10 protein-coding genes are annotated in these 12,012 nt (G+C 45.8%); 8 read left to right on the top strand and 2 right to left on the bottom strand.

Annotation, left to right across the window (positions count from 1 at the left end; translation table 11 throughout):
* Window position 1: 1 nt before the first annotated feature.
* On the top strand, window positions 2-697 hold the full coding sequence (gene modB / locus MHM99_RS10350) for a molybdate ABC transporter permease subunit (RefSeq protein WP_168463341.1): 696 nt from the start codon (window positions 2-4) through the stop codon (window positions 695-697).
* A gap of 1 nt (window position 698) precedes the next feature.
* A complete protein-coding gene (locus MHM99_RS10345) occupies window positions 699-1,940 on the top strand; it encodes an ATP-binding cassette domain-containing protein (protein ID WP_168463340.1) in 1,242 nt (413 codons plus the stop codon).
* 2 nt (window positions 1,941-1,942) lie between these two features.
* On the opposite strand, the gene hemN is transcribed toward MHM99_RS10345, so the two are convergent.
* The gene (hemN, locus tag MHM99_RS10340) at window positions 1,943-3,316 is read right to left on the bottom strand and encodes an oxygen-independent coproporphyrinogen III oxidase (protein ID WP_239219226.1); all 1,374 of its coding nucleotides are present in this window, start codon (window positions 3,314-3,316) and stop codon (window positions 1,943-1,945) included.
* Window positions 3,317-3,399: 83 nt separating this feature from the next.
* Between hemN and MHM99_RS10335 the strand changes: the two genes are divergently transcribed.
* The 3 genes from MHM99_RS10335 (at window position 3,400) to MHM99_RS10325 (ending at window position 5,998) form a co-directional block, all read left to right on the top strand.
* Entirely contained in the window at window positions 3,400-4,215 is an 816-nt protein-coding gene (locus MHM99_RS10335) for an SGNH/GDSL hydrolase family protein (RefSeq protein WP_239219225.1), read from the top strand.
* Window positions 4,216-4,300: 85 nt separating this feature from the next.
* The gene (locus MHM99_RS10330) at window positions 4,301-4,978 is read left to right on the top strand and encodes a DsbA family oxidoreductase (protein WP_168463337.1); all 678 of its coding nucleotides are present in this window, start codon (window positions 4,301-4,303) and stop codon (window positions 4,976-4,978) included.
* Window positions 4,979-5,005: 27 nt separating this feature from the next.
* On the top strand, window positions 5,006-5,998 hold the full coding sequence (locus MHM99_RS10325) for an XdhC/CoxI family protein (protein WP_168463336.1): 993 nt from the start codon (window positions 5,006-5,008) through the stop codon (window positions 5,996-5,998).
* Here the strand turns inward: MHM99_RS10325 and MHM99_RS10320 are convergent.
* Window positions 5,995-8,625, bottom strand: coding sequence for a TonB-dependent receptor (locus MHM99_RS10320; protein WP_239219224.1), 2,631 nt, complete (start codon window positions 8,623-8,625; stop codon window positions 5,995-5,997). The two genes, MHM99_RS10325 and MHM99_RS10320, sit on opposite strands and share 4 nt — an antisense overlap.
* A 338-nt stretch (window positions 8,626-8,963) precedes the next feature.
* On the opposite strand from MHM99_RS10320, the gene MHM99_RS10315 reads away from it, so the two are divergent.
* Genes MHM99_RS10315 through MHM99_RS10305 form a run of 3 tightly spaced genes read left to right on the top strand, consistent with a single transcriptional unit; the run spans window position 8,964 to window position 12,005 of the window.
* A complete protein-coding gene (locus tag MHM99_RS10315) occupies window positions 8,964-9,650 on the top strand; it encodes a histidine phosphatase family protein (protein WP_171338293.1) in 687 nt (228 codons plus the stop codon).
* 11 nt (window positions 9,651-9,661) lie between these two features.
* Window positions 9,662-10,897 carry an acyl-CoA dehydrogenase family protein gene (locus MHM99_RS10310; RefSeq protein WP_187446793.1) on the top strand — a complete coding sequence of 412 codons (1,236 nt, stop codon included), beginning with the start codon at window positions 9,662-9,664 and terminating at the stop codon, window positions 10,895-10,897.
* Between the two features lie 49 nt (window positions 10,898-10,946).
* On the top strand, window positions 10,947-12,005 hold the full coding sequence (locus MHM99_RS10305; RefSeq protein WP_053103816.1) for a phosphotransferase family protein: 1,059 nt from the start codon (window positions 10,947-10,949) through the stop codon (window positions 12,003-12,005).
* Window positions 12,006-12,012 lie beyond the last annotated feature (7 nt).

The raw sequence follows: 12,012 nt of genomic DNA, 5'->3' as shown, positions 1-12,012 counted from the left end.
TATGCTCACAGAATTCTTCGGGGCATCGACACTTGAAGCCATATTACTCACCTTAAAACTGGCCTTTATAACCAGTGGTCTACTGTTGTTAATCGCATTGCCGCTAGCGTGGTTTTTAGCGAAATGGCAGAGCAAAGCTAAGCCTCTGTTTATGTCGATACTCGCGTTGCCTTTGGTGTTACCGCCAACTGTGCTGGGTTTTTATTTGCTTATTGCTTTTTCGCCGCAAAGTGCGTTGGGGCAGGGATGGCAAAGCCTAACCGGGAGCAATTTAGCATTTAGCTTTGAAGGTTTGGTGTTGGGGTCTGTCATCTACTCCCTACCATTTGCTCTGCAGCCTTTGTACAGCGGCTTTTCACAATTGGATAACCGTTATTTAGATGTAGCAAAAACGCTGGGGTTTTCGGCTTTTGAAGCGTTTATAAAAATAGTGCTTCCTTTAAGCAAAGCGCCCATCGTGGTGGCATTAGGCTTAAGCTTTGCACATACCATAGGCGAGTTTGGCGTAGTACTAATGATAGGTGGCAATATTCCTGGAGAAACTCAGGTGCTGTCTATCGCGCTATATGAACAGGTAGAAGCGTTGGAATATAACAGTGCACACAACCTTGCGTTGGCCCTTTTGATTTTTTCATTCGTAATGCTCGCGGCGCTCTATCGTTTTAACGGTGTCACCCGTAGTGATGAGGCGCGTTAACATGCAAATATCTGCGCTACTACCAAATCGCATTAACGCACAAATCTCATTGCAGCCGCAAAGCCGATTCATTGGGGTTACCGGTCCATCAGGTGCGGGAAAAAGCAGCTTGTTTCGCGCCCTAGTTGGCGTAGAAAAAAGCGCAAAAGTGCAAATGCCGTGGACCTCTCAAAAGGTCGGCATCGTTTTTCAGCAGCCCATGCTATTTCCCCATACCGATGTGCGCGGTAATTTAGCCCTTGCGCAGCGTCACGCAAGCCCTAATGCAATGTCTATCGATGTGTGTTTGCGCGGCTGTTATTGCGAACATTTAATTGATAAGCCAGTTCAAGCGCTTTCTGGCGGAGAAGCGCAGCGGGTCGCGATTGCACGGGCGTTGGTCAATGGACCAGATGTGTTATTGCTAGATGAATCGCTAAGCGCGATTGATATCTTTACCCGTCGCAAAATTTACCAGTTTTTGAACAATTTGTGTGTGTCGGGGAAGCTCATATGCCTTGTGATTTCTCACGATTTAGATGACCTTGCCTTGTTCAGCGATGAGTTGGTTTTTATTGACCAAGGTCGCACCGAGCTTTGTGGAAAAACGCGCGATGTATTGACTCAAGTATTCGCAAAAGAGGGATTTGCGACACCGTCTAGCGTACTTGAGGGATTTAAAGTTACTGGGCAAAGCGAAGCACACGACGGCAACCAGTCACAAAACGCCGTTGTCAGCTACAAACACGGTAGCCAAATGCAACAAGATCAAAATGTTCTAACCTTACAAGGCAATGAGCAGTGCCAGTCGGAAAACGGCATTGAGCGCGTTGAGGTAGCGGGGCACGAGATATTCGTCACTGCAGAATCAGTGTCCTATTTGCCTCAGCAAAGCGGTGAGCAAGTTTTTGTTCGTTTTGCAGTTAAAGCTTGTGATGTAAGTATCGATACCAATATTGCTGACTTTGGCAATGCCAGCACAATCAGTATTTTAAATGCGCTGCCATGTGTTATATCTAGCATCGAACCCGTGGCGAATCCACTCAGTCTCCTGAACGAGCCTGAAAATAACGCCGATACAAAACTCGCAGATACAAAGCTAACTTCTAAAAAGCTAGCGACCGTAAACAGCGCGAAAGTGTTGTTAAAACTTGATGTACTAGGCAGTAACCAAACCCTTTATGCCAGCATTAGCTGTATCTCTCTATCGCGTCTTAAGCTTGATGTAGGGATGCAAGTGATTGCGCGGTTTAAATTGCCCTAGGTTTAAATGGCTTTGGAGTAGCTACTGAGTATTTCACTTGCGTTCAAATAAGCGTCGAAACGCGCACAAATAGCCCGAATGTAAATGCGAGCAGACTCTGGCACTCGAATATACCGAGATGTCATTTCGATAAGCCCGTCTTCTTTAAGTTCTTCAAGGTTGTTTAAGGCTGAAGCAAAGTATTCATCAAAAGTGATGTGGTGCTTGTCGGCAATTGCTTGCTTGTCTACCGCTAAATTGCACATTAAGCTAGAAATCACGTCTCTGCGAATCAGGTCGTCGGCACTTAATGACAGCCCAACCTTCGCATTGGGCTGGTGGTTGTCTAACCGACTGTAATATTCTTTTAGCTCCTTAGCATTTTGCGCAAAGGCATTACCTACGGTGCTAATGGCTGATACGCCGAAGCCTATAAGGTCGGTGTCTCCACGTAAAGTATAGCCTTGAAAGTTGCGGTGAAGATCGCCTTTATTTTTCGCAATAGCCAGTGAGTCTTTGCTTAAGGCAAAATGATCAAGACCAATCATTTCATAACCTATGTTTGTAAAGCTGTTAACGGCAAGCTTGTAAAGCGCCGCTTTTTCTTCACTACTTGGCAGTGTTTCTTCAGCAAATTTACGCTGCGCTGCGAACCTCTCGGGAAGGTGTGCATAGCTAAAAAGCGAAATACGATCTGGCATCATGGCTTTTGTCGCGGCGATGGTTGATGAGAACGTTTCAATTGACTGATTTGGTAAACCATAAATTAGATCTAAGTTAACTGAGTCGAAACCCAGCGACCGAGCCTCGAATACTAAATCGGCAATGTGAGACGTGCTTTGTACACGATTTATGGTTTTCTGAACATTGTAATCAGTATCTTGTAAACCAAAGCTAATGCGTGTGTAGCCGAGACATTTTAAGTTTTGAAGATAGTGTTTATCGATATTTCTTGGGTCTAACTCAATTGACAGTTCAGCACCTGCTTCAAAGGTAAAGTGTTTCTTAAGCAGGTACATTAAATAAGTATGCTGAGTCTCGCTCAAAAAACTGGGTGAACCGCCACCCAAGTGTAGAGAACCTGCACGCCTGCCGTCAGTTAAATAACGCTTAGACAGGATTTCTTTTTCTATGTAATCTAAATATTCGTCCGCTTTTTCATTGTGACGCGTCACCATTTTATTGCAGCCACAGTAGTAGCATAGCGTTTTGCAAAATGGAATGTGCACGTAGAGACTTACTGCCGGCGCTTTTGACACTGCAAGTGCTTGTGGAAGTATGTCATCTTGTAGCGGTTCAAATTTAAGTGCAGTAGGGTAAGAGGTATAGCGAGGAGCATTCAACGCATATTTGGTAATGGTTGATACGGGGCGTTGTTGTACGGCAATTATTGTCATATTGGCTCTGCACTTATATGTAGATAACTAGGCGCGAATTCAATTCGATGGTTAAAGCTTAATGGATTGCTTAGGAGGCTGATTTGATCTACTTCAAGGTTTTGGTTTTAAACCTGATAATTGTTTTATTTCTTCCAGTCATTTTGCTTCAAGCATTGTGGGTGAGGAAGAAGACCGCTGTACTGCCAGAGCCCGACGGCGAGCGGGTATTAACCTCTGCCGATAGTAAATTGCTACTAACTAATAACATTTTGGTTATAGGCGATTCTGCCGCCGCTGGTGTTGGTGCAACGACGCAAATGGGGGCACTCACAGGTCTGCTGTACTCAAACCTTGTTAAGCATGGGCCAACGCGAGTGACGTTGAATGCTAAAACAGGTTTTAAAAGTGAAGATGTGCTCAAGCTTCTTCATGAAATGCCTGCCGAGCACTTTTCGTCGGTGCTCGTCTCTATTGGTGTTAACGACGTGACCAAATTTGTACCGTTGAAACGGTGGCGGCAAAACATCGATGCTATTAGTACGCTACTGTCAGATAAATTTGGGTGCGAAACAATATTGTTTACTGCGCTACCGCCAATTCATTGCTTTCCTGCGCTTCCGCAACCTTTGCGTGCACTATTAGGTTACCGCGCGTGGTTACTAAACCAAGCTTTGGCTGATAGCGTAACAGCCCGGGCTAACGCAGACATATTATATGTTAGTGCACTTAATGTGGGCGGAACTATGACGGATATTCAGCAAAGTGGTTTGATGGCAGAAGATGGCTTTCATCCCTCCACGAAAGGCTATGAAATATGGGCACACTCAGCCCTTGAAAAACTTTCCACGCTTTACAGCACCACAATGGGCACGACAAAAAAAGTCACAGCAAAAATTGATGTAACTGCGACGAAATAATCGCAGTGTGGGGTTGAAGTTTCTTTTTGTAACCTTATCTAAGCCCTTAAATCTTCATGAATTCAAAAAAAAAGCGAGGCCTATCATGGCAGCAAATGAGCAAGGTGTACAAAGTGCGAGCGGTATGCAGAGTGTAACACTTAATATAGTTTCTGACGTAGCATGTCCATGGTGTATTGTTGGGTACCAGCGTTTGCAAGAAGCCATTAAAACCCTTGATAACATTGAAGTGGATATTAAGTTTCACCCGTTCGAGCTAAACCCCAATATGCCAGAAGAAGGGCAAAACCTTCGCGAGCACATAATGGAAAAGTACGGCATTAGTGAACAGCAAAGCGCGCAGAACAGAGCGCGGTTAGTAGAAGCGGGCGAGCAATTAGGCTTTTCGTTTAACTTTACTGACGACTCTCGCATGCAGAATACGTTTAAGGCCCATCAGCTTATTCACTTTGCTGCAGAAAACGGCCTTGAAGAAGAAATGAAGCTTAGCTTGTTTAACGCTTACTTCACTGATGGTAAAGACGTGAACGATCTTGGTGTGCTAGTAGAATTAGCTGAGTCTGTGGGCCTCGACAAAACCGAAGCTGAAGTAGTAATTAAAAGTGAAAAATACGCGCAAGCAGTGCGTGAGGAGGAAACTATTTGGATGCAGCGTGGTATTCAGAGTGTACCTACTTTTGTCATTGGTAATCAGGGCGTAGCCGGGGCACAAGAGCCAGCTACATTGGCAGCATTTATTGCCCAAGCAGCATCACAGCAATAAGCAGGTTAAACGGATTTAGAGGTAGTTATGAGTAATCACGTTAACCATTTGTTGGCCCAGTGGCTTCCACTTAAAAACAAGCATAAGTGGGTGTTAGGTTTTATTTTTAAAACCGAAGGCTCATGCTACCGCAAAGCAGGCGCCATGATGTTGTTTAGTGATGCAGGGCATCAGCTAGGTATATTAAGCGGCGGCTGCTTAGAAAGTGACATCGTTAAAAAAGCCCAGCGAGTAATGGCCGACGGCGTTAGTCGTACCGCGGTTTACGACGATGAAGATGAAGAAGACATCGCGTTTAAACTAGGTGTTGGATGCGGCGGTGTGGTGCACTTAGCACTCGTACCAGTTAACGAGAGTAATCAGTATTTATCGCTAGATGTGGTTAGCAAAAGCTTATCAAACGGAAAAGCGTGTGAGTGGCGCTGCGCTGTAGACGGTACTTTGGGTGATTGCACGGAATTGGAAGACCATTCTGCTAAACCTAGAAAAGCTGTGCTAGACACCGTTGATGGCAAGCGCATGTTGTCGGTTTTGATGCTGCCGCCTATCCACCTACTTGTTGTTGGAGGTGGGTACGACGCTACCTTTATGACTAAGCTTGCTAGTTTGCAGGGCTATTTAGTAAGTCTTTGGGATCCAAGGCCTGCACAAGCAAGACTTGAACATTTTCCCGAGGTAAATTACTTAATTGAAGACCCGTCTACGGAAGGCTTACGTCTTCACATGGGCGAACATAACGTTCAAGCAGCAGTGCTTATGTCCCATCACCGTGAAATTGATGCAAAGGCGCTGCAAGTGCTAAGCAAGCAATCGTTAACCTATACGGCAATGCTCGGGCCACTGCACCGTAAGCAGGAAATTATGGATTTAGCCGGGCTTGGCGATACCAACTTTACTCAGTATTTTGCAAGCCCCGCTGGTTTCGACATTGGTGGTGAGCTACCAGAGCATATAGCGCTGTCTGTTATTGCTCAGTGCCATGCGGTGTTTCATACCAAACCTACGCATTTAAAGCGTTAGAAAGACTTTCTGAAGGTAACGCCAAAGCTTCTAGGCGCGCCTGGGTAGGCCATGATCTTTCCGGTTTGTACGGGTACATCAAAGCCACTTCGCGCAACGTACTCTTCGTCGAAAACGTTGCGCGACCACGCAATAATTTCGCTATCCCATTGTGGGATAGTGAAACTTACGCGAACGTTAAATAATGAAAAGTCGTCAGCGTATTTGTACGGGTCGTTCGCATCATCAAGAAATACGTCGCCCGTGTATTGGTAGTCAATACTGGCGGAGGCTGGATAATTCCCAACTTCGAAATAGTGATTCAGCATAAGAGATAGTGAGTTCTGAGGCTCGAAGCCTACGCGGTCTCCGTCTCTTGAACAGAACGGGTCGTTCGGCTCCACTCGGCCCGGATCGTCAATGCCCGTGTGCCACGTGTACGCAACCCAACACGTACCGCGTTTAAACTCATCAAAGTTCGCCAATGTGCGCGATGCAACAGCGTGTAATTTGGTATTTTCAGTCATTAGCCAAGTTGCTTCAAGTTCTACACCTTTGACTATGATATCGCCCGCATTTTGCAGGTTGAACCCCGTTCCGGTAAAGGTCGTAGCCTGAAAGTCGCTAATTTGTGTATAGTGCGCCGCGGCATTTACGCGCACGCCGTATTCTTCAAAATCGTGTTTTATACCTATTTCAGCACTTCGCGATTTTTCAGCATCAAAAAGCGGGCTAAGCGAAGGTAAGATTCTGTCGGTATTCGTACCGCCGGCTTTGTAACCAGTCGCAAAACTAGCGTAGGTTAGCGTGTTGTCATTAGGGTGATAAGCCAGTTTTACCGTGCCGGTTAACTGTGAATCATCAAGCTCTTCGTTTAAGTCAGGGCGTGGCATAACCGCTGCAGATCCCAAGAAAAAATATCCCCAGCCCGCTCGTTGAAATGGTGCGATAGCGTTAAGGGACTGTGCTGTAGGAGCTTGTCCCGCCGCTAACGCAGCAGCGATGTTTTGTAACCCAACTACAGCACGACCTACATTAGGCCATTGCGCTGGGTCTTGAGTTAGTCCGTCAATACCAGGCCCTTGCTCATCGTAGGCTCCGACAATCGACTTTTCTTCGCGGGTATAGCGCAAGCCCGTTGTTAAGGTGAAATCACTGTTTAACAGCCAATCCAGCTGAGAGAATAAAGCAATACTGTCTTGCTCTTGATTGGCGCTGTGCGCGAAAGTAGTACCGGACGGCGCGGGGGCTGCAGCAGGCGCAATAAAGCCTGATGTAACTGCAGATAGCTCGTTGATGGCGTTAGCCAAAGGCAGCAGATCGGGCGCGGCGGCATTAAAGAACACGCTAAAATCATCTTGCGTGGTAGTATCAAAGGTTAGATCTAAGTTTTGGCTGTAATAGTAAACACCTATTAAACCGCGCACATCTTCACTGGTGTAATGTAATCTAATTTCTTGAGAAAACGATTGCTGCTTGGCGTCGTTAGTGGCAGTAAGAAGGTCCGCATCAGAAAAGTCGGTATCTACCGTATCTAAGCTGTCAAACGCGCGGTACGCGCTTATGCTCACTAAATCCCATGCTTTGTTTAATGCCACATCTACTTGAACTGATAGTCCTTTGTCTTTCATTTTTGAAAGGGGAGTTTGCGACAGCGAGGTTTTATAGTCATAAAAGTTATCGCGCCCGTAAATAGTTGCATTAAACGGCGGTTGTAGCAGCAGCGCATCAGTGCCGAATTTACCCGCTATGTCATTAGCCTGAATGTTGTTTTGAAAAGTAAGTGCGCCGCAGCATCGTTCGTCTAGCTCGCCGTAATCAGCAATAAGTCGCACGCTAATTTCATCTGTTGGAGTGTAAAGCAACTGTGCTTTTATCGCAGAACGGTTACGGTTATTTAGGGTTTGTCCGCTGCGCTCATCGTTAATGAAACCGTCACTGTGAGAACTAAAGCCAGATACTCGCATGGCAAGTACATCGTCGATAAGCGAAAACGATGAGCCAGCACTCAAACGAACCAAGTTATCATTGCCGATGATGGCTTCGGCAAAGCCGTCGCGCTCGTCGTGTGAAGGTGCGACCGTAGTTAACGTCATTGCGCCAGCGGCGGTATTCTTTCCGAATAGTGTGCCCTGTGGCCCACGCAACACTTCAATAGATTCAATATCGACTAAGTCGTTAATTAACGCGTTTTGTCGTGCACGGTACACACCATCTACGTATAAACCCACCGAAGACTCGAAGCCGAAGTTTTGTGAAGACGTGCCAATGCCGCGTATTGAAAACCCTGAATTTGTTACGCTTTGATTTTGAAACGCGCCAAAAGCAGGTACGTAGTTTTGCAGGTCAAACACATCTCGGCTAACTGTTTCAACTAGGTCTTGACCTGAAAGCGCAGTGACCGCAACGGGCACATCTTGCAAGTTTTGACTGGTCTTTTGCGCCTGTACAACAATGTGTTCCAGCGCCTTTTTGTTATGCGGAGTAGATAGAGCATTCTCATCGGCGTGAGCGTGGGGAGCCAAAGCAAGTGTCGACGAGACAATAGAGGCAATAAACGGCGAACTACATAGGCAACGCGTAATGGCGTTTTGGGGTGTAGATATGCTTGAGCTATTACAAGACAAAGCGTGTGTAAGTGACTTCATTTTGGTTCTTTTTATTTTTCAAAAGCGGTGGGCTTTAAACAAAATTAATCACGACAAGGTCGCGTCCAAATACGTACAGTCCTTTACATCTTAAATACGCCAACTTCCCTATGACGTCGTGTCGTGCTTTTTCACTATACAATCTAATGAACATATATTGCACGCATTTGAAGCTATCATGTCAAATTTTGTTCGCAACGTGCAAAAAGCGAACAGATGTTTGGCAGTGAATAGTTTCACATGATGCATACTCATTCAAAATATCAATTAAACTTATATCGCTGTTTTCCTTAGTATGTTGGTTGAAAGTTAACATATTAATAACATCAGGCAGCGGTATGACAGACATCTATTTAGTGCGACATGGTCAAGCGTCTTTTGGCAAAGCGAACTATGACAAACTTAGTGAACTGGGTGGGCAACAGGCCATTTGGCTTGGTGACTATTTCAAGCATCGCAATGTTGAATTTGATGCAGTTTTCTCTGGCGACATGGTTAGGCATCACGAAACCAAAGAAGGTATTGCCTCGGGTATTGCTACTGAAGACTATACGCTACCTGAAGTTACAGTGAATAGCGCACTGAATGAATTCAATTTTCAGGCAGTGGCTACCTCCTATTTAACACGCTACCCAGAAGCAAAAGTACCTGAAGGTGCTTCGCCTTCTGAATATTACCGATTGCTAAAAAAAGCAATGCTTGCCTGGTCGCAAGACGAATTGGCGCATGAACTCCTTGATGAAACATGGGGTCAGTTCGAAGACAGAGTTCACAGTATGCTCACGCACCTTCAAAGTATAGATGCGAAGCGTGTTCTCGTTGTGAGTTCTGGCGGTGCAATTGCCATGATGCTCAAACACATTCTTGGCTACGATGCGGCCACCGTTGTGAATATGAATTTGCAGATCCGAAATGCCAGTTTTTCTCAATGCTTTGCCAATGCGCGAGGCGTTCACCTTAATAACTTCAACAGCGTACCTCACCTGGATGTGATTGACAGGTTACACGCCATTACCTACAGCTAAATGGGGCAGTTATGAACTTTGAATATAATGAAAAGACCCAAGCACTTTTAGAAAAACTAAAAGCGTTTATGAAAGAAGAAGTGTATCCAATTGAAAAGGAATACATTCACGCCGTAGAAAATGGCTCTGCCAACAATGGCGAAGGTCGTTGGAAAACGCCTGAAATGATGCATACATTGAAAAAGCGTGCAAAAGAAGCGGGTCTTTGGAATCTATTTTTACCTGAAGAATATAAGCCATATGGCGCGGGCTTGACTAACGCAGAGTATGCACCACTTTGTGAAGAAATGGGCAGAGTTTTGTTTAGCTCTGAAATCTTCAACTGTAGTGCGCCAGATACCGGCAATATGGAAGTGCTGGCGAAATACGGTAACGAGAGTCAGAAAAAGCAGTGGTTAGAGCCTCTCTTAAACGGGGAAATACGCTCAGCCTTTGCTATGACAGAGCCTGCAGTGGCATCAAGTGACGCGACTAACATCGAAACTTCCATTAAGCGCGATGGTGATGAATACGTTATCAACGGCCGTAAGTGGTACACCAGCGGTGCTATGAATGAAAACTGTAAGATTATGGTTGTAATGGGCAAAACTGATTTCGATGCGCCTCGTCACCAGCAGCAGTCTCAAATCTTAGTTCCTATGGACACCATGGGTGTAACTATTGTTCGCCCAATGGCAGCAATGGGCTATTACGACGAGCCTATTGGTCATGCTGAAGTCTTGTTTGAAAACGTACGTGTACCGGCAGAAAACTTACTGCTTGGTGAAGGGCGTGGTTTTGAAATCGCACAAGGGCGCTTAGGCCCGGGCCGTATTCACCATTGTATGCGCCTTATTGGCTGTGCACAGCGCGCGCTCGATATGGCCTGTGAACGAGTTGAAAGCCGAGTGGCGTTTGGCAAACCGTTGTCAAAACAGCAATCGGTTAGAGAAAGCATTGCGCAGATGCACTGTGATATTGAACAGGCGCGTCTACTTACGTTGAAAGCGGCTGATAAGATGGATCGCTATGGCAACAAAGTATCGCGCGACCTTATCGCTGCTATCAAGATAGTTGCACCTACTATGGCCTGTAACGTTATCGACCAAGCCATTCAGATGCACGGCGCTGCAGGTACAAGCCAAGATTTCGTATTGTCTGCCATGTACGCTTATGCGCGTACTATCAAGCTGGCAGATGGCCCTGATCAGGTTCACATGATGCAGTTAGGTCGTAATCTTATTGCTGAAAAAGCAGTCGCTGAATAAGTCAGTGTTGTAAATAAACAATACAAAAAATTACGGGTAAGGAGTGAATGTGTCTAAAGACAATGCGAAAGCCCCACATGTCATAGATTTAGCAGTGCTGAATTCGTATTTATCTTCTGCGTGCCCGAGTATTGGGCACGTCAAAAGCGCTGAGAAATTTGCGGGTGGGCAATCGAACCCGACGTTTAAGCTTACTACGGACAACGGCGTCTACGTGTTACGCCGTCAACCTCCGGGTAAGTTACTGAAATCGGCCCATGCAGTTGACCGAGAATTTCGCGTTATCAATGCGTTGCAGGGCTCAGAAGTGCCTGTGCCCAAAGCGTACCATTTATGTGAAGATGCCAGCATAATCGGTAGCATGTTTTACATTATGGCCTATGTTGAAGGTGACATTTTTTGGAATAGTGCACTGCCTGAAATAGCGTCTTCTGCTATTCGCGGTGCCATGTATGATGAAATGAACCGGGTGCTTGCAGCGCTTCACAGTGTAGATATTGAAAGCGCAGGCTTACGCGATTATGGAAAGCCTGGCAGCTACTTTGAACGTCAGCTAAGCAGGTGGACAAAGCAGTATAGAGCGTCAGAACTTGAGCATGTTGAAGAAATTGAAAGTCTTATTCAGTATCTTGAGGCCAACCTGCCAAAAGATGATGGTCAAGTCTCGTTGGTCCATGGCGATTTTCGTTTAGACAATATGATGTTTGATATGTCTGACCCTAAAAACCCAAGAGTAGTCGCGGTGCTTGATTGGGAATTATCAACGTTGGGGCATCCGTATGCCGATTTGGCTTACCAATGTATGCAGTTGCGCCTTCCCTCTGACATTGCGCACGCAGCTGGGTTAGGTGGTTTAGACAGAGAGCAGTTAGGCATTCCAAGTGAACAAGAATATATCAATGCGTATTGCGAGCGAAGAGGTATTGATGCCATTAGCAATTGGACGTTTTACCTCGCATTTAGTTTTTTCCGTTTAGCCGCTATTTTACAAGGCGTGGTAAAACGCGCACACGATGGCAATGCGTCAAGCGAGAAGGCTATGCAATTAGGCGCAATGGTGCGACCTCTGGCGCAAATCGCGAACCAAACCATTCACCAAAGCGAATAAACGCCAT

Source organism: Alteromonas sp. MmMcT2-2 (genome assembly GCF_022348305.1).
Taxonomy (GTDB): Bacteria; Pseudomonadota; Gammaproteobacteria; order Enterobacterales; family Alteromonadaceae; genus Alteromonas; species Alteromonas macleodii.
The sequence above is the reverse complement of the archived record's forward strand: the minus strand, read 5'-3'. Positions and strand labels throughout refer to the sequence as shown.

Bases quoted from the DNA above. Each gene is read 5' to 3' on its own strand.
- modB (WP_168463341.1), top strand. From the start codon at position 2: ATGCTCACAGAATTCTTCGGGGCATCGACACTTGAAGCCATATTACTC.
- MHM99_RS10330 (WP_168463337.1), top strand. From the start codon at position 4,301: ATGGCAGCAAATGAGCAAGGTGTACAAAGTGCGAGCGGTATGCAGAGT.
- hemN (WP_239219226.1), bottom strand. From the start codon at position 3,316: ATGACAATAATTGCCGTACAACAACGCCCCGTATCAACCATTACCAAA.
- MHM99_RS10325 (WP_168463336.1), top strand. From the start codon at position 5,006: ATGAGTAATCACGTTAACCATTTGTTGGCCCAGTGGCTTCCACTTAAA.
- MHM99_RS10345 (WP_168463340.1), top strand. From the start codon at position 699: ATGCAAATATCTGCGCTACTACCAAATCGCATTAACGCACAAATCTCA.
- MHM99_RS10315 (WP_171338293.1), top strand. From the start codon at position 8,964: ATGACAGACATCTATTTAGTGCGACATGGTCAAGCGTCTTTTGGCAAA.
- MHM99_RS10320 (WP_239219224.1), bottom strand. From the start codon at position 8,625: ATGAAGTCACTTACACACGCTTTGTCTTGTAATAGCTCAAGCATATCT.
- MHM99_RS10310 (WP_187446793.1), top strand. From the start codon at position 9,662: ATGAACTTTGAATATAATGAAAAGACCCAAGCACTTTTAGAAAAACTA.